This window comes from Pseudomonas sp. A1230, assembly GCF_044218825.1.
Classification (GTDB): domain Bacteria; phylum Pseudomonadota; class Gammaproteobacteria; order Pseudomonadales; family Pseudomonadaceae; genus Aquipseudomonas; species Aquipseudomonas iridis.
This window is the reverse complement of sequence record NZ_CP162582.1, coordinates 1,007,571-1,025,639: the sequence shown is the minus strand read 5'-3', so window position 1 is coordinate 1,025,639 and position 18,069 is coordinate 1,007,571. Positions and strand designations below refer to the sequence as shown.

At 60.0% G+C, this 18,069-nt stretch carries 11 protein-coding genes; 6 read left to right on the top strand and 5 right to left on the bottom strand.

The features are described 5' to 3' along the window. Positions 1–233 precede the first annotated feature (233 nt). Positions 234–3,722, bottom strand: coding sequence for a chromosome segregation protein SMC (gene smc / locus AB4P97_RS04785; protein ID WP_042558521.1), 3,489 nt, complete (start codon positions 3,720–3,722; stop codon positions 234–236). Between the two features lie 2 nt (positions 3,723–3,724). Then, positions 3,725–4,384 (bottom strand): GntR family transcriptional regulator, encoded by a 660-nt coding sequence (locus AB4P97_RS04780; protein WP_042558520.1) that lies wholly within the window; start codon positions 4,382–4,384, stop codon positions 3,725–3,727. Positions 4,385–4,651: 267 nt separating this feature from the next. Here AB4P97_RS04780 and xdhA point away from each other — a divergent pair, with 267 nt between their 5' ends. The 4 genes from xdhA (at position 4,652) to guaD (ending at position 10,809) form a co-directional block, all read left to right on the top strand. Beyond that, positions 4,652–6,106, top strand: a complete 1,455-nt coding sequence (xdhA, locus tag AB4P97_RS04775; protein WP_047300405.1) for a xanthine dehydrogenase small subunit — start codon at positions 4,652–4,654, stop codon at positions 6,104–6,106. Continuing rightward, on the top strand, positions 6,099–8,498 hold the full coding sequence (gene xdhB, locus AB4P97_RS04770; protein ID WP_261735658.1) for a xanthine dehydrogenase molybdopterin binding subunit: 2,400 nt from the start codon (positions 6,099–6,101) through the stop codon (positions 8,496–8,498). The genes xdhA and xdhB overlap by 8 nt, the downstream gene beginning before the upstream one ends. A gap of 135 nt (positions 8,499–8,633) precedes the next feature. Beyond that, a complete protein-coding gene (gene xdhC / locus AB4P97_RS04765; protein ID WP_395602117.1) occupies positions 8,634–9,491 on the top strand; it encodes a xanthine dehydrogenase accessory protein XdhC in 858 nt (285 codons plus the stop codon). A gap of 13 nt (positions 9,492–9,504) precedes the next feature. Continuing rightward, a complete protein-coding gene (gene guaD, locus AB4P97_RS04760) occupies positions 9,505–10,809 on the top strand; it encodes a guanine deaminase (RefSeq protein WP_395602116.1) in 1,305 nt (434 codons plus the stop codon). A gap of 183 nt (positions 10,810–10,992) precedes the next feature. Here guaD and AB4P97_RS04755 read toward each other — a convergent pair whose 3' ends face one another. Continuing rightward, a complete protein-coding gene (locus AB4P97_RS04755) occupies positions 10,993–11,757 on the bottom strand; it encodes a GntR family transcriptional regulator (protein WP_042558515.1) in 765 nt (254 codons plus the stop codon). A 341-nt stretch (positions 11,758–12,098) separates the two neighbouring features. Between AB4P97_RS04755 and AB4P97_RS04750 the strand changes: the two genes are divergently transcribed. Beyond that, complete coding sequence (locus AB4P97_RS04750) at positions 12,099–13,289, top strand: benzoate/H(+) symporter BenE family transporter (RefSeq protein WP_042558514.1); 1,191 nt, start codon at positions 12,099–12,101, stop codon at positions 13,287–13,289. 128 nt (positions 13,290–13,417) lie between these two features. Here AB4P97_RS04750 and AB4P97_RS04745 read toward each other — a convergent pair whose 3' ends face one another. After that, positions 13,418–13,762, bottom strand: a complete 345-nt coding sequence (locus AB4P97_RS04745; protein ID WP_042558513.1) for a YggL family protein — start codon at positions 13,760–13,762, stop codon at positions 13,418–13,420. Between the two features lie 234 nt (positions 13,763–13,996). On the opposite strand from AB4P97_RS04745, the gene dacB reads away from it, so the two are divergent. Further along, on the top strand, positions 13,997–15,457 hold the full coding sequence (gene dacB / locus AB4P97_RS04740) for a D-alanyl-D-alanine carboxypeptidase/D-alanyl-D-alanine-endopeptidase (protein ID WP_042558512.1): 1,461 nt from the start codon (positions 13,997–13,999) through the stop codon (positions 15,455–15,457). 139 nt (positions 15,458–15,596) lie between these two features. On the opposite strand, the gene AB4P97_RS04735 is transcribed toward dacB, so the two are convergent. After that, positions 15,597–17,981, bottom strand: a complete 2,385-nt coding sequence (locus tag AB4P97_RS04735) for a diguanylate cyclase (RefSeq protein ID WP_395602115.1) — start codon at positions 17,979–17,981, stop codon at positions 15,597–15,599. Positions 17,982–18,069 lie beyond the last annotated feature (88 nt).

Sequence of the window (18,069 nt, the reverse complement as noted above, 5' to 3'; positions counted from 1 at the left end):
TGAAAAATAAGGGGTTTACACTGTGCAAACCGCTTTAAAACGTGGCGCCAACTCTATGTTCTGACAGGCGTTTTGCCCACGTATACGAAAAATTGACATTAAACTAGCACGACCATAGACAACTTTACACCGTCTGTCTCATCGGCTTGCGCGAATATGTCGATTGGCCAGCAAGTCGAGTCAGGTAATAAAGTCCTACAGACCCCCTAATACCTTTCCCACAAGATGCCGAATCAGGCATCCACCATCGCCATCGCCTCCTCGACATCCACCGCTACCAGTCGCGAACAACCCGGTTCATGCATCGTTACGCCCATCAACTGTTCGGCCATTTCCATGGCGATCTTGTTGTGGGTGATATAGATGAACTGCACGGTCTGCGACATCTCTTTGACCAAGCGTGCGTAGCGTCCAACGTTAGCGTCATCCAGCGGCGCGTCAACCTCATCGAGCATGCAGAACGGCGCCGGGTTCAACTTGAAGATCGCAAAAACCAGTGCCAGCGCGGTCAGGGCCTTTTCCCCGCCGGAGAGCAAATGGATGGTGCTGTTCTTCTTCCCTGGCGGCTGCGCCATGATCGTTACCCCTGTATCGAGTAGATCTTCGCCCGTCAGTTCCAAATACGCGCGCCCGCCACCGAAAACTTTCGGGAAAAGCGCCTGTAATCCGCCATTGATCTGATCAAAGGTATCTTTGAAACGGTTACGGGTTTCCTTGTCGATCTTGCGGATGACGTTTTCCAGGGTTTCCAGCGCTTCGACCAGATCGGCGTCCTGCGCATCCAGATAACGCTTACGCTCGGATTGTTGCGTGTATTCGTCGATGGCCGCGAGGTTGATCGCGCCCAGACGCTGAATCCGCGCATTGATCCGTTCGAGTTCTTCTTCGGCTTCGCGTTCACTGGCTTGCGCAGTCAATGTGGCGAGCACGCCGTTGAGATCGTAGCCGTCTTCGAGCAGTTGATCCTGCAGGGCCTTGCGGCGCACGGTCAGGGCCTGCCACTCCATGCGCTGCTGTTCGAGCTGACCACGGATCAGTTGCGATTGCTGCTCGGCCTGCGTGCGGCGTTTTTCTGCATCGCGCAATTCGCGGTCGGCATCTTCGAGCGCGATCTGCGCAGTCTTGAGTTCTTCATCGACGGTCATGCGCTTGTCGAGCAGCTCTTCGAGTTTCAGGCGCAGTTCTTCCAGCGGTGCTTCGCCCTCTTCCAGATTCAGGCTCAACTGTTCACGCTTTTCGGTCAGACGCTCGGACTGCATTTCCAGACGTTCCAACGCCTGACGCGTGGAGTCGTGCTGCGCGCGCAGCGAGCCGAGACGCACGGCCAGTTGGTGCGCATGATCCTTGTGCTGCCGCGCTTCCTGACGCACGCGGTCGAGGCGTTCGCGCAGGCTGTCGCGCTGGGCCAGCAGCAACTCGCGCTGCTCGGTGTCCAGCGCCATCGCATCGAGGGCTTCCTGCAAGTGCATGCGCGCTTCGCCGATGTGTTCGTGCTCCAGCGCACGTTGTTCGCCGAGTTCGACCAGCTCTTCATCCAGACGAGTACGACGCAATGTCAGCTGTTCGGCCTTGGCTTTACCGGCGGACAATTGCGCTTTCAGCTCACCTTGCTGACGCGCTTCGTCTTGCAGCAAACGACGCAGATGCTCACGACCGTTTTCCTGCTGACGCTGCTGCGCGCGCAGGGTTTGCAAACGGTTTTCCATGGCTTCGACCGTGGCTTCACGCTCTTCGCGTTCAAGATGCAACGCTTCGATTTCCTGGCCACGGGCGAGCATGCCGCTTTCCGCTTCACTGGCCCGTCGTACGCGCAGAAAGTGCCGGCCGACCCAATAGCCGTCGCGGCTGATCACGCTCTGCCCGGCGCCCAACTGGCCGCGCAGAGCCAATGCCTGCTCCAGACTGTCGACCGGTTTGACCTGACCGAGCCACGGCGACAGATCGATCTGCGCCTCGACTTTGTCCAGCAGACTGCCCGCCACCCGCACGCCGTCGGTGCCAGGGCTGAGCAGGCGCAAATCGCCCTGAGTAAAACCGGACAGATCGAAGCCGCTAAAATCATCGACCAGCACCGCTTGCAGATCGGCGCCGAGCACGGTTTCTACCGCCAGCTCCCAACCGGCCTCGACCTTCAGGCCTTCAGCCAGACGCGGACGCTCGGCGAGGTTGTGTTCCTTCAGCCATTCAGCGGTGCCGGTGCCCGGATCGAGCGCGGCTTGCTGCAAGGCTTCAAGGGAGGCCAGGCGACCATTGAGGCGCTGCAAATCGCCCTGCGCCTGTTGCTGCGCGGTCAGCGCTTGCTGGAGTTCCTGACGCAGTTGCTCAAGCTTTTCGACTTGGGCTTCTTCGCTGGTCTGCAAATCTTCAAGGGTCGCTTCGGACTCGGCGAGCTGCTCGTTGAGCTCCATGATCGCCGCGTCTTCGGGGTCCGCCGAGAGCAACGCACGCTCTTCGCCGAGGCGCTTTTGGCGATCGGCCAAGCGCTCCATACTGGTTTCGAGCTGCTGAATGCGCGACTGCTGCACTTCGGCCTGACGCCGCGGTTCGGCAGCAGTGAGGTTGAAGGCGTCCCACTGCTCCTGCCAACCGTGCATGACGCTTTCGGAATCTTCGAGTGCAGCGGCGGCTTCTTCGGCGGCAGCGCTGGTGATTTCCTGCTCGGGGGTGAGCATGTCCAGCTCTTCGCCGAGGGTCAGCAGCAACGTGCGGTCGTGGCCCAGATGCGACTCGGTCTCCAGTCGCGCGCGCTCGGCTTCTTTCAAGTCGTCCTGCAACTGACGCAAACGCTGCTGGCCGTGCTGGATGCTCTGCTCGACCCGGGCGATGTCGCCGCCGACCGAATAGAAGCGCCCCTGCACCAGATTGAAGCGCTCGGACAGGTCGTGATGCCCGTCGCGCAAGCGCTCAATCGCCGCATCGGCGTTACGTTGTTCGGCGACCAGCGCTTCGAAACTGATTTCCTGGGTGCCGATGATCGACTCGCGCTGGCCGACCTGATCGTTCAGATCCTGCCAGCGCAGGGCCGACAGTTGCGCCTTGAGCTGACGCTCCTCGGCTTTGAACTCCTGATACTTCTTGGCGGCCTCGGCCTGACGGTGCAAGCGTTCGAGCTGACGTTCGAGCTCATCGCGCAGGTCGGTCAGGCGGGCGAGGTTTTCATGGGTGCGGCGGATGCGGTTTTCGGTCTCGCGCCGGCGCTCCTTGTACTTGGAGATACCCGCCGCTTCTTCGATGAAGTTACGCAGGTCTTCAGGCTTGGACTCGATCAGCTTGGAGATCATCCCCTGCTCGATGATCGAGTAGCTGCGCGGGCCCAGCCCGGTGCCGAGGAAGATATCGGTGATGTCACGGCGACGGCATTTGGTGCCGTTGAGGTAATAAGTGGTCTGGCTGTCGCGGGTCACTTTGCGGCGAATGGAAATCTCCGCGTAAGCCGCGTATTCGCCCAGCAGCGTGCCGTCGGAGTTGTCGAACACCAGTTCGATACTCGCCTGGCTCACCGGCTTGCGGCTGGTCGAACCGTTGAAGATGACGTCGGTCATCGACTCGCCACGCAGGTTTTTCGCCGAACTTTCGCCCATCACCCAGCGTACGGCGTCGATGATGTTCGACTTGCCGCAACCGTTCGGCCCGACGACCGCCGCCATGTTACTGGGGAAGTTCACCGTGGTCGGGTCGACGAAGGATTTGAATCCCGCTAGTTTGATGCACTTGAGCCGCACGCTTAGGCAACCGTCAGGGCAGACACCACCAGATCGCAGCTGCGCTGGGCGTAAGCCGTCAGCACGATGCGGATCTGCGGCAGGTCACGGGCGAGCACGGCAGCCAGCAAGCGCTCGAACAGTTCGAGGAATTCGCTCATTTCGGCCTTGCGCTGTTCGAGGGCGAGGAAGTACGCGCGGCTCATGGCCGGCTGCAGGTTCTCGACAGTTTCTTGCAGGTACGGGTTGTTGGCGAACGGATAGGCGGCGCGCATGACGTTGAAACTGTCATCGACGAACGTGCGGATGTCCTGACGCTCGTAGCTGGCGGTCAGGCGCTGCTGGATCTGCACGAACGGCGCCATGTCCGACTGGACCTGCCAGCCATTGGCCACCGAATTGCCGAGCAGGATGTACAGCTCGCTCATCAGCGTGCACAGGCTCTGCACCTTGTGCGCCGTCAGTTCGGTGACATGCGCGCCACGGCGCGGCAGGATCGCGATCAGGTGGCGACGTTCGAGGATCAGCAAGGCTTCGCGGACCGAACCGCGGCTGACGTTGAGCGCCAGCGTGACCTTCTGTTCCTGGATGCGCTCTCCCGGCTTCATTTCGCCACGAATGATGCGTTCGGCGAGGTGGTGAGCGATTTGCTCGGCGAGGCTGTCCGGGGCCTTGAACGTCATGGTGTCCTTCAAATTCTATCGATCTGCACAAGCGGCGCAGTGTAGCGCAAATGCAAGGTCATGGCGGAGTGCCCACTCAGCGGTTTTTGGCACGATTCCCGCAAAAAGGCAGGGGACTCGATGAGGGTCAATACTGAATAGACAGGTTGTTGATCGACGAAATGCATTTTCTTGACCTTTAAGTCAGAAAACCATTGACCGAAAAGTCAGAGCTGCTAAATTCGGCTCAAGTCGCTTAACAACAATAATGAGTCTGCGAGGCCTTCCGTGATCCAGTTTTTACTTAACCAGGAACTCCGTAGCGAGCACGCCCTGGACCCGAATCTGACCGTGCTCAATTACCTGCGTGAACACGTCGGCAAATCCGGCACCAAAGAAGGTTGCGCCAGCGGTGACTGCGGCGCCTGCACCGTAGTGGTCGGCGAGTTGCAGACGGATGACGACGGTCGCGAACATATTCGCTATCGCAGCCTCAATTCGTGCCTGACGTTCGTGTCGTCCTTGCACGGCAAGCAACTGATCAGCGTTGAAGACCTCAAGCACAAAGGCGAACTGCACAGCGTGCAGAAAGCCATGGTCGAGTGCCACGGTTCGCAGTGCGGTTTCTGCACCCCCGGTTTCGTCATGTCGCTGTTCGCTCTGCAAAAGAACAGCGATGCGCCGGATAACGCCAAGGCCCACGAAGCGCTGGCCGGCAACCTCTGCCGTTGCACAGGCTACCGGCCGATTCTGGCCGCTGCCGAGCAGTCGTGCTGCGCCAAGCAACCGGATCAGTTCGATGCCCGCGAAGCTGACACCATCGCCCGACTCAAAGCCATTGCCCCCACCGATATCGGCGAACTCAACAGCGGCGACAAGCGCTGTCTGGTGCCGCTGACCGTCGCCGATCTGGCCGATCTCTACGATGCTTACCCACAAGCGCGCCTGCTGGCGGGCGGCACCGATCTGGCGCTGGAAGTCACCCAGTTCCACCGCACGCTGCCGGTGATGATCTACGTCGGCAACGTCGCCGAAATGAAGCGCATCGACAGTTTCGATGACCGCATCGAAATCGGCGCCGCCACCAGCCTCTCCGACTGCTACGAAGCGTTGAACGCCGAGTACCCGGATTTCGGCGAATTGCTGCACCGCTTCGCTTCACTGCAAATCCGCAACCAGGGCACCCTCGGCGGCAACATTGGCAACGCCTCGCCGATCGGTGACTCGCCGCCCCTGCTGATCGCCCTCGGCGCGCAGATCGTGCTGTGCAAAGGCGAAACCCGGCGCACCCTGAACCTGGAAGACTACTTCATCGATTACCGCGTCACTGCCCGCCAGGAAAGCGAATTCATCGAGAAGATCATCGTCCCGCGTGCCAGCGCCGAGCAGTTGTTCCGCGCCTATAAAGTCTCGAAGCGTCTGGACGACGACATCTCCGCCGTCTGCGCCGCGTTCAATCTGCGCATCGAAAACGGTGTGATCAGCGATGCCCGCGTCGCCTTCGGCGGCATGGCCGCGATCCCCAAGCGCGCCGCCGCTTGCGAAGCCGCGCTGATCGGCCAACCGTTCAACAATGCCGTGATCGAACGCGCCTGCGCTGCCCTGGCCGAAGACTTCACGCCGCTCTCGGACTTCCGCGCCAGCAAGGAATATCGCCTGCTCAGCGCGCAGAACCTGCTGCGCAAATACTTCATCGAACTGCAAACACCGCACATCGAGACTCGGGTGACCGCTTATGTCTAACCATCACGCCGTAGAGAAGACCCAGGCTGAACTGGCCGAATTGTTCGCCCAGGACCTGACCACCGGTGTCGGCCGCAGCGTCAAGCACGACAGCGCCGCCAAACATGTGTCCGGTGAAGCCCAGTACATCGATGATCGCCTGGAATTTCCGAACCAGTTGCACCTGTACGCACGCCTGTCGGACCGCGCCCACGCGAAGATCATCAGCATTGATACAAGTCCTTGCTATGCCTTCGAAGGCGTACGCATCGCCATCACCCACGAAGACGTCCCGGGCCTGAAAGACATCGGCCCGCTGATGCCGGGCGACCCGTTGCTGGCCATCGATGATGTGCAATTTGTCGGGCAACCGGTGCTCGCCGTGGCGGCGAAAGATCTGGAAACCGCACGCAAGGCAGCGATGGCCGCGATCATCGAATACGAAGACCTCGAACCGGTGCTGGATGTGGTCGAAGCGCTGCGCAAGCGCCACTTCGTCCTCGACAGCCACACCCACCAGCGCGGCGATTCGGTCTCCGCACTGGCGACGGCCGATCATCGCATTCAAGGCACGCTGCACATTGGCGGTCAGGAACACTTCTACCTGGAGACGCAAATCTCCTCGGTCATGCCCACCGAAGACGGCGGCATGATTGTTTATTGCTCGACGCAGAACCCGACCGAAGTGCAGAAACTAGTCGCTGAAGTGCTCGACGTGTCGATGAACAAAATCGTCGTCGACATGCGCCGCATGGGCGGTGGTTTCGGTGGCAAGGAAACTCAGGCGGCAAGCCCCGCGTGCCTGTGCGCAGTGGTTGCGCATCTCACCGGCCAGCCGACCAAAATGCGCCTGCCGCGCGTCGAAGACATGCTCATGACCGGCAAGCGTCACCCGTTCTACGTCGAGTACGACGTCGGCTTCGACAGCACCGGGCGCCTGCACGGGATCAACATGGAACTGGCCGGCAACTGCGGTTGCTCACCAGACTTGTCGGCGTCGATTGTCGACCGCGCAATGTTCCACTCGGACAACTCGTATTACCTGGGCGATGCGACCATCAACGGTCATCGCTGCAAGACCAACACCGCCTCGAACACCGCCTACCGTGGTTTCGGCGGCCCGCAAGGGATGGTCGCGATCGAAGAAGTGATGGACGCGATTGCCCGTCATCTCAACCTCGATCCACTCGCGGTACGCAAGGCCAACTACTACGGCAAGACCGAGCGCAACGTTACCCACTACTACCAGACAGTCGAGCACAACATGCTCGAGGAAATGACCGCGGAACTGGAAGAAAGCAGCCAGTATTACGAGCGCCGCGAAGCGATCCGTCGCTACAACGCCAACAGCCCGATCCTGAAAAAAGGCCTGGCGCTGACCCCGGTGAAATTCGGTATTTCGTTCACCGCGAGTTTCTTGAACCAGGCAGGTGCCTTGATCCACATCTACACCGACGGCAGCATCCACCTGAACCATGGCGGCACCGAAATGGGCCAGGGCCTGAACACCAAAGTCGCGCAGGTCGTGGCCGAAGTGTTCCAGGTCGAAATCGATCGCGTGCAGATCACCGCGACCAATACCGACAAGGTGCCAAACACCTCGCCAACCGCTGCTTCCAGCGGTGCCGACCTCAACGGTAAAGCCGCCCAGAATGCCGCCGAGATCATCAAGCAACGCTTGGTTGAGTTCGCCGCACGGCACTTCAAAGTCAGCGAGGAAGACGTCGAATTCCATAACGGCCATGTACGCGTTCGTGATCACATCCTGACCTTTGAATCGCTGATCCAGCAGGCGTATTTCAATCAGGTCTCGCTGTCGAGCACAGGCTTCTACAAGACCCCGAAAATCTACTACGACCGCAGCCAGGCCCGTGGCCGTCCGTTCTATTATTTCGCCTTCGGCGCGGCGTGCTGCGAAGTCATCGTCGACACCCTGACCGGCGAATACAAGATGCTGCGTACCGACATTCTCCACGACGTCGGCGCCTCGCTGAACCCGTCCATCGACATCGGTCAGGTTGAAGGTGGTTTCGTCCAGGGCATGGGCTGGCTGACCATGGAAGAGCTGGTCTGGAACAACAAGGGCAAGCTGATGACCAACGGTCCGGCCAGCTACAAGATCCCGGCAGTGGCGGACATGCCGCTGGATCTGCGAGTGAAACTGGTAGAAAACCGCAAGAACCCGGAAGACACCGTGTTCCACTCCAAGGCCGTTGGTGAGCCGCCGTTCATGCTCGGCATTGCCGCGTGGTGTGCGATCAAGGACGCTGTGGCAAGCCTCGGCGACTACAAGCATCAGCCGAAGATCGACGCCCCGGCGACCCCGGAGCGGGTGTTGTGGGGCTGTGAGCAGATGCGTCAGCTTAAAGCGGTGAAGGCCGTCGAAGCTGAAACCGAGCTGGCTTCGCTTTAAGACCGAGGCGCGGCCATCGCTGGCAAGCCAGCTCCCACAGGGTTTTGTGCTGACCGTTGGACTGTGCAATTCCAATGTGGGAGCGAGCCTGCTCGCGAAGAGGCCCGAACAGACAACAAAGATGTCGAGGTGAATATGTACAACTGGATCGACGCCCTCGCCGACCTGCAGAACCAGGGCGAGCCCTGTGTGCTGGTGACGATCATCGAAGAGCTCGGCTCGACGCCACGCAATGCCGGCTCGAAAATGGTCGTCAGTGCTCGCCAGATCTTCGACACCATCGGTGGCGGGCACCTGGAATACAAAGCCATGCAGATCGCTCGCGAGATGCTCGCCAGCGGCAAGCAGGACACTCATCTGGAGCGCTTCAGCCTCGGTGCCAGTCTGGGCCAGTGCTGCGGCGGCGCCACGGTGTTGCTGTTCGAACCGATGGGCCAGGTGCAAGCGCAGATCGCCGTGTTCGGCGCCGGCCACGTCGGTCGCGCCCTGGTGCCGCTGCTCGCCAGCCTGCCCTGCCGGGTGCGCTGGATCGATTCCCGGGAAGAAGAATTCCCCGCACAGATTCCCCACGGCGTCCGTAAAATCGTCGCCGAAGAGCCTGTGGATGAAATCGATGACCTGCCCGCCGGCAGCTATTGCATCGTCATGACCCACAATCATCAGCTGGATCTGGAACTCACCGCCGCGATCCTCAAGCGCAACGATTTCACCTGGTTCGGCCTGATCGGCTCGAAGACCAAACGCGCCAAGTTCGAACACCGTCTGCGTGACCGCGGCTTCGACGCCAGCGTCGTGCAACGCATGCGCTGCCCGATGGGTATCGGCGAAGTCAAAGGCAAGTTGCCTGTGGAAATCGCCATCTCCATCGCCGGCGAAATCATCGCCACTTATAACGCCAATTTCGGCCAGCACACTGCCAGCGCCGAACCGATTACCAAACTGCTGCCGCTTTCACGCCGCAGTCAGGCCGCCAAACTCAAAGCCTCAAATTGATTAGAGAAACCTCATGCCTCTGACTCGCAAAGCCTACCGCGCCGCCATCCTGCACAGCATTGCCGACCCTGCCGAAGTCGGTATCGAAGCCTCCTACGAATATTTCGAGGACGGCCTGCTGGTGGTCGATGGCGGCAAGATCAGCGCCGTCGGCCACGCCAGCGACTTGCTGCCGACGCTGCCGGCAGACATCGAAATCAACCACTATCAGGATGCCTTGATCACCCCGGGCTTTATCGACACCCACATTCACCTGCCACAAACCGGCATGGTCGGCGCCTATGGCGAGCAACTGCTCGACTGGCTCAACACTTACACCTTCCCGTGCGAAAGCCAGTTCGGCGACAAGGCGCACGCCGATGAAGTCGCTGACATTTTCGTCAAGGAACTGCTGCGCAACGGCACCACCACGGCGCTGGTGTTCGGCAGCGTTCACCCGCAGTCGGTGAACTCGTTCTTTGAAGCGGCCGAGAAACTGGATCTGCGGATGATCGCCGGTAAAGTGATGATGGACCGCAACGCGCCGGACTACCTCACCGACACCGCCGAATCCAGCTACGTCGAGAGCAAGGCGCTGATCGAGCGCTGGCACGGCAAAGGTCGCCTGCACTATGCGGTCACCCCGCGTTTCGCGCCGACCAGCACCCCGGAGCAATTGACCCTCGCCGGGCAATTGCTGACTGAATATCCGGATCTGTACATGCAGACCCACATCAGCGAGAACCTCAAGGAAATCGAGTGGGTCAAGGAGCTGTTCCCGGAGCGCAAGGGCTACCTGGACGTTTACGATCACTACCAGCTGCTCGGCGAGCGCTCGGTATTCGCCCACGGCGTGCACCTGTGCGACGACGAATGTGCGCGACTGGCGCAAACTGGCTCCGCCGTTTCGTTCTGCCCGACGTCGAACCTCTTCCTGGGCAGCGGTTTGTTTAATCTGCCAATGGCCGAGAAGCACAAGTTGAACGTGGGGCTGGGCACTGACGTGGGTGGCGGCACCAGTTTCTCGTTGCTGCAAACACTGAACGAAGCCTACAAAGTGATGCAGTTGCAGGGCGCGCGCTTGAGCCCGTTCAAGTCGTTGTATCTGGCGACCCTGGGTGGCGCGCGGGCGCTGCGTCTGGAAGACAAGATCGGCAACCTGCAACCGGGCAGCGACGCTGACTTCCTGGTGCTGGATTACAACGCCACGCCGTTGCTGAGCTATCGCTTGAAACAGGCGAATAACATTGCCGAGACGCTGTTTGTGTTGATGACGCTGGGCGATGACCGGACGGTGCAGCAGACGTATGCGGCGGGTTCGCTGGTGCATCAGCGCTGAGTTTTCCCAAGGCAAAAAAAATCCCCCGGTGGTGTTCAGCCCCGGGGGATTTTTTGTTGCCTGTCAGATTGCATCGCTGGCAAGCCAGCTCCCACAGGTTTCTCGGTGAATCGCAGATTTGCTAACCCCACAAAATCCTGTGGGAGCTGGCTTGCCAGCGATTAGGGTCGACTCGGTATCAGCTCAAAGCTTGGCCGCAGGACGCCCCGGCTTCTTGGTCTGCAACAAATGCGAGAACACCGCATGCAGATCATCCGACGCGCCTTCCTCATCGAGGTTGAGCTTGCTGTCGATGTGATCCATGTGATGCATCATCAGATCCACCGCCAACTCACCGTTACGCGCTTCAATGGCGTCGATCAGTTGGGTGTGCTCGTCGTAGGAACAGTGCGAGCGGTTGCCGCTTTCATATTGGGCAATGATCAGCGAGGTCTGCGAGACCAGGCTGCGCTGGAAGCTGACCAGCGGTGCATTTTTCGCCGCTTCCGCCAGTTTCAGATGGAACTCGCCCGACAGACGAATACCGGCGCCGCGATCACCGCGCGAGAAGCTGTCGCGCTCGTCGTTGACCATTTGGCGCAATTCGGCGATCTGTTCGGCGGTCGCGTGCAACACGGCCAGTTCAGTGATCGCGCGTTCGACCAGACGGCGGGCCATGAACACCTGACGCGCTTCTTCCACGCTCGGGCTGGCAACGACGGCGCCACGGTTCGGCCGCAACAGCACCACACCTTCATGGGCCAGACGCGACAGCGCGCGGCGAATGATGGTGCGACTGACCCCAAAGATTTCCCCCAGCGCTTCTTCGCTCAACTTGGTGCCGGGCGCCAGACGCTGTTCGAGGATGGCCTCGAAGATGTGCGCGTAGACAATATCGTCCTGGGTTCCGCTGCGGCCGGCTTTGCCTGCTCGCGGTTGTTTCTTGAGGGGTTGCAACTGTTCGTTCATGGGCACTCGAGTCGGGAGAACTGCGGCGAATAGACCGTGACTGTAATACGGCACAGTAGGTCGCTGGCAAGTATCGCGTAAAAAACAGCGCGATTGTACACAATGGATGGTGGCAACACGACTGTATGGCTGTTTGTGACCACGGCTGTATTGCAACGGTTCGTTACGATTGAGTTTAGGCTTGATCGCAGAATCCGCCGCCCAAACGCGATCCGCTCATGTAGGAGCTGCCGAAGGCTGCGATCTTTTGATGTTGTTTTGTAGAAGCAAGATCAAAAGATCGCAGCCTTCGGCAGCTCCTACAGGGAAATAATGTCATTGGTATAAGGAACACCGCCGTCATGAACGACGCCACGCACACTCAACTGCGCCCTCTGGCCGACACATCGCCCTCGGCCATCGTCGCCGGTTTTATTGCGATGATGACCGGTTACACCAGCTCCCTGGTCCTTATGTTCCAGGCCGGGCAAGCGGCGGGCCTGACCAGCGGGCAGATTTCTTCGTGGATCTGGGCAATTTCGATTGGCATGGCGGTGTGCTCGATCGGCCTGTCGCTGCGCTATCGCACGCCCATCACCATTGCCTGGTCGACACCCGGCGCGGCGTTGTTGATCACCAGTCTTGGCGGCGTGAGTTACGGCGAAGCCATCGGCGCCTACATCACCTGCGCGGTGCTGGTGACGATCTGCGGGCTGACCGGTAGTTTTGAACGGCTGATGAAGAAGATCCCGGCATCGCTGGCGGCAGCCTTGCTGGCGGGGATTTTGTTCAAGATCGGCAGCGAAATTTTCGTCGCCGCGCAACACCGCACCGGTCTGGTATTGGGCATGTTCTTCACCTATTTATTGGTCAAACGCCTGTCGCCCCGCTATGCCGTGCTCGCCGCACTGCTGATCGGCACCGCGCTGTCGGGCTTCATGGGGCTGCTGGACTTCAGCGGTTTTCATCTGGAAGTGGCCACGCCGGTGTGGACCACGCCGCACTTTTCGCTGGCGGCAACCATCAGCATCGGCATTCCGCTGTTCGTCGTAGCCATGACTTCGCAGAACATGCCCGGCATCGCCGTGCTGCGCGCCGACGGCTACACCGTCCCGGCCTCGCCGCTGATCACCACTACCGGCATCGCTTCGTTGTTACTGGCGCCGTTCGGTTCACACGGCATCAACCTCGCCGCCATCAGCGCGGCAATCTGCACCGGGCCGCATGCCCACGAAGATCGCAACAAACGCTACACCGCAGCAGTGTGGTGCGGGATTTTCTACGGGATCGCCGGGGTGTTCGGCGCAACGTTGGCGGCGCTATTTGCCGCGCTGCCGAAGGAACTGGTGCTGTCAATTGCTGCGCTTGCGCTGTTTGGCTCGATCATCAACGGCTTGAGCATCGCAATGACCGAAGTGAAGGAACGCGAAGCGGCGCTGATCACGTTTATGGTGACGGCGTCGGGGTTGACGCTGTTCTCCATCGGATCGGCGTTTTGGGGGATTGTTGCGGGGGTTGTGACGCTGGTGATTTTGAATTGGCGTAAAGCGTAAGATCAAAAGATCGCAGCCTTCGGCAGCTCCTACAGGGAATACGCGTAGATCCTGTGAGCTGCCGAAGGCTACGATCTTTTGATCCACGAAAAAAAACGGCGACCCTCAGGTCGCCGTTTTTTTCAGTATCACTTAGCCGCGTTGATCGGCTTTTCCGGATACCAAACGTCCAGCAGCGGGCTGACGGTTGCACCGGTCAGTTCGCTACGGGTTTTCAGCCAGGCTTCAACAGCAGCACGCTGCTCTTCGTTGACCGAGCCACGCTTCTGCAGGCATACCAGACCGAAGTCGTCGCCGCCAACATAACCCAGACCATTGGCTTCCATGGCTTCTTTGATGAAGGCTTCGAGGAAAGCGTCAATGGCTTCTTCGGACAAGTCTTCTTTGAAGTCCAGGTTCAGTTCGAAACCCAGCTCTTGAAATTCATCAACGCACAGTTTTTTGCGCAGACGCTGGGAACGGTTAGTCGCCATTGGAACAATCCTCTTAAGTAATAACGGCCGGCACTTTACCAGTTTAAGACGTCATTTGCCCGACTCTCTGGACACTGCGGCCGACCGCCTGTAAAAAAATCACTGATTAGCCACCCCGGGGACGGCACAAGCGGTTACACCTTGGGGCATAATGCCGACACTTTCGTGACCACTGAGGGCTTTTTCATCCATGTCCTCGTTTTTCTCCCCCTCTTTTGCAGGGTTTTATTTCACATGATCAAATCGTTGCGTCCACTTTTTTTCGCCGGCCTATTTCTTCCTCTGGCCCTGCCTGCCTCTGCTGCCCCAATCAATACTGCCCTGACCCCCAATGTCGAAAAAGCCCTCAAGGCGAGCAAACTGCAGCCTAACGCCCTGTCGCTGGTAATGGTGCCGCTCGATGGCCCAGGCACAGCCACCGTGTTCAACGCCGATGTGTCGGTCAACCCGGCCTCGACCATGAAACTGGTTACCACCTACGCGGCGCTGGAAATGCTCGGCCCCAACCACCAGTGGAAAACCGAGTTCTACACCGATGGCACTCTGAGCGGCGGTATCCTCAACGGTAACCTCTACCTCAAGGGTGGCGGCGATCCGAAGCTGAACATGGAAAAACTCTGGCTGTTGATGCGCGATCTGCGCGCCAACGGCGTCACGCAGATCACCGGTGATCTGGTGCTGGACCGCAATTTCTTCGTGCAGCCACAGCTGCCGGAATTCAACGATGACGGCAATGACGAAAACAAGCCGTTTCTGGTCAAACCCGACTCGCTGCTGGTCAACCTCAAGGCCCTGCGCTTCGTCGCCCGCAATGACGGTGGCCGGGTGCTGATCTCGGTGGAACCGCCGATCGCCAGCATTCGCATCGAAAACACCGTTAAAGCGCTCCCCTCCAAGCAATGCACCGGCGGTGTGCGCTACAACCCGGTGCCACAGCCCGATGGCAGCGTGACCGTGACGGTGGGCGGCCAGTTGGGTGAAGGTTGCAGCTCGCAGACCTACCTGTCGCTGCTCGACCACGCGACCTACACCGCGGGCGCCGTTCGTGCGATCTGGAAGGAGTTGGGTGGCAGCATTCAGGGCAGGGATCGTCTCGCGCCGACCCCGAGCAACGCCAAATTGCTGGCTCGCGCATTCTCGCCGGATCTGGCGGAAATCATTCGCGACATCAACAAATACAGTAACAACACCATGGCTCAGCAGCTGTTCCTGAGCCTGGGCCAGAAATTTCGCAACGACGCCGACGGTGACGACGCCAGGGCAGCGCAGCGCGTAGTCCGTCAGTGGCTGGCGAAAAAAGGCATTACCGCACCGCACCTGGTGATGGAGAACGGTTCCGGCCTGTCCCGTGCCGAACGGGTCAGCGCCCGTGAGATGGCGAACATGCTGCAAGCCGCCTGGCACAGCCCGTATGCCGCCGAGTACATCAGCTCGTTGCCGATTGCCGGCACCGACGGCACCATGCGCAAACGCCTGAAGACCACCGCTATGCGCGGCGAAGCCCACGTCAAGACCGGCACCCTGAACACCGTGCGAGCGATTGCCGGTTTCAGCCGCGACGTCAACGGCAACACTTGGGCGGTGGTGGCGATCCTCAACGACAAAGCGCCGTTTGGTGCATCGTCGGTGCTGGATCAGGTGCTGCTGGATCTGTATCGCCAGCCGAAGCTGCCGCAGACGGCTTCCGTCCTGTAATCCAGTCCCACCAACACCCTAAAACCCTGTGGGAGCTGGCTTGCCAGCGATAGCGTAAGGTCAGTCACCAAAGATTCTGAGTGAACTGACGCCATCGCGGGCAAGCCCGGCTCCCACAGGGTTTGTGCTGTGTTCAATGTCAATTCATCTGCCGCTCAACCCGATCCCGCCCGCCCTGCTTCGCCGCGTACACCCCGTAGTCCGCGCGCAGCAACAGCGAATCAGCGCCCTCCCCCGGTCGCCAACTGGCGATACCGAAACTTGCGGTCACCACGCCGACCACATCAACCGGTGCACTGCGCAACCCCTGCCACAACTCCACAGCGAGCATGTACGCGTGTTCGCCGTCGATGTCCGGGCAGAGCACCATGAATTCCTCGCCACCCAAGCGACAGAACACATCCGTGCGACGCAAGCGATGGCCGATGCGCTCGCACACGGCTTGCAGCACCCGGTCGCCCACGGCATGACCGTGCTGGTCGTTGATCCGTTTGAAATGGTCGATGTCGAGCATGATCACCGACAGTTCACCGCCACCGCGCTCGACCCGGGCCATTTCGGTGGTCAGGCGCTCCTGGAAATAGCGACGGTTGTGGATACCGGTCAACGAATCAGTGATCGACAGCGCCCGAAGTTCCTCCTCCACGCGCTTCAAATCTGAAATGTCCGAGATATAGCCATGCCAAAGCACGCCACCGCCGGGCAGCTCCTCCGGCGTCGCCTCGCCGCGCACCCAGCGCAGACCGCGTACGGGCAACTGCACGCGATATTCCTCGCGCCAAGGGCTGAGGTTTTGCGCTGATGCCCGAATCGAGGTGCGCACGCGGCTCACGTCTTGCGGATAGATACGGGAGAAAATGGCCTCGGCATCGAGCAGCAGCACATCCGGTTCGAGTTCGTAGATCTCGCGGATGCCGTCGCTGGCGTAAATCACACTGAAGCGACCGTCGAATTCCATCTTGAACTGGTAAATGCCGCCGGGCACGTGAGCGCTGAGCTTTTTCAGCAGCACATCACGCGCCGCCAGCGCCTCGTGCACACGCTTGCGCTCAGTGATGTCGATGCAGATCGCCAGATGCCCGACCCACAGGCCCTGCTCATCAAGCACAGGGGTGGCGAGCATGTTCACCGGCAGGTGACTGCCGTCCTGGCAGATCAGGGTCCACTCGCGCGCCTCGTGCCCGCCGACTTCGCCGCCCTCGACCAGCATCGCCTGACAGGTCGGGATCGTCTTGCCGTAACGCGCACTCAATTCCGCCGCGCGGGCCATCAGTTCGCGCGGAAAATGCAGGTTCTCCAGGGTCATGCGGCCGACCACCTCATCGCTGCGGTAGCCAAGCATCTGTTCGGCGCCGGGGTTGAAGGTGCTGATCACCCCGCGCAGATCGGTGGCGATGATTGCCACCTGCGTTGCGGCATTCAGCACGCCGCGTAACTGGCCGTGAGTGCCGCGCAGTTCCTGTTCGCTCTCGTGCAACTCTTGCGTGCGCTGCTCGACCAGATACAAGGCTCGCTGGCGCTGGCTGACCAGCACATATAACAACGCACTCAGCAGCAGACTGAGTAATCCACCGAGAATCAGCACGCTCCCCACTGAGGAGTCGTTGGCCTGCACGAAAGCGTCGCTCGGCAGGATATCCACCTGATAGTCATGATCGGCCATGCGTACCAGCCGGGTGGTGGCCAGAGCACTGGGTGCCGGATCGTTAGCCGATTCGTAGAGCACCTCGTGCTGCTCAGGGATCGACAGGTCGAGAATGCGCACCGAAAGGTAGTCATGGAACGCGTCCGGCAAACCATCCGCCAGCAACTGGCGCATGCTGATCACGGCCATCACATAGCCGAAAGGCTTTTGCTGCCCCTCTCGAATGACTGGCGCCACCAGCAAGACCCCGCGGGCATAGGCTGGCTCGACACTGATCAGATTCATCGGTTGCGAAACGACCAGATTACGCAGCTCATCGGCGCGCTGCAGGACATCGCGGCGCAGCGGTTGCGCGAGCAAATCGTAGCCCAGCGGCGAGCCCAGACGGCTTTGGGTCTGACTGAATAAAACCGGCACGTATTCATCTCGGGCGCCCGCCAGTTGCAACTCGCGCTGTTCATTAAGTTCGCGAATCGTAAACATGCTCAGGCCTTCCGCACGCACGCGCTGCTCAAATTCGGCGCGCTCGGCAGCACTGACCCTGAGGGCAAACGAATAGGCCTGGGTGCGCAGTAATAAGGGTCGGGTATAACCATCGAACTCGGCGCGAGACACCGATTGGGAATTGGTGAAGAAGCGGCGCAGGCCGTCGAGGCGTTGCTCCTGGTCCTGAAATCGCTCTTCGATGCGGCTGTAACGCTCATTGGCCAGCAACTGAAAGCGCTGACGCAGTTGTTGTTCAAACTGGCTGAAAGTAGCCCAGGCGAGCAGCCCCGTGAGTATCCCGCCGGCGAGCAATACCAGCATCGCGACCAGCCAGGCCGAGACGTCTTCGCTGATGAAACCCAAAATCTTCGGGCGCACGGGGTGCAACGACATAAGGGCAACTCACTACGCCAGCATTGCGGGGGAACCCCCATTGGCCATGAGTGAGTTTATAGCTATTAGCCATCAATTTGGCTAGCGT

Bases quoted from the DNA above. Each gene is read 5' to 3' on its own strand.
- guaD (WP_395602116.1), top strand. From the start codon at position 9,505: ATGCCTCTGACTCGCAAAGCCTACCGCGCCGCCATCCTGCACAGCATT.
- xdhC (WP_395602117.1), top strand. From the start codon at position 8,634: ATGTACAACTGGATCGACGCCCTCGCCGACCTGCAGAACCAGGGCGAG.
- AB4P97_RS04745 (WP_042558513.1), bottom strand. From the start codon at position 13,762: ATGGCGACTAACCGTTCCCAGCGTCTGCGCAAAAAACTGTGCGTTGAT.
- xdhB (WP_261735658.1), top strand. From the start codon at position 6,099: ATGTCTAACCATCACGCCGTAGAGAAGACCCAGGCTGAACTGGCCGAA.
- AB4P97_RS04780 (WP_042558520.1), bottom strand. From the start codon at position 4,384: ATGACGTTCAAGGCCCCGGACAGCCTCGCCGAGCAAATCGCTCACCAC.
- AB4P97_RS04750 (WP_042558514.1), top strand. From the start codon at position 12,099: ATGAACGACGCCACGCACACTCAACTGCGCCCTCTGGCCGACACATCG.
- dacB (WP_042558512.1), top strand. From the start codon at position 13,997: ATGATCAAATCGTTGCGTCCACTTTTTTTCGCCGGCCTATTTCTTCCT.
- AB4P97_RS04735 (WP_395602115.1), bottom strand. From the start codon at position 17,981: ATGTCGTTGCACCCCGTGCGCCCGAAGATTTTGGGTTTCATCAGCGAA.
- AB4P97_RS04755 (WP_042558515.1), bottom strand. From the start codon at position 11,757: ATGAACGAACAGTTGCAACCCCTCAAGAAACAACCGCGAGCAGGCAAA.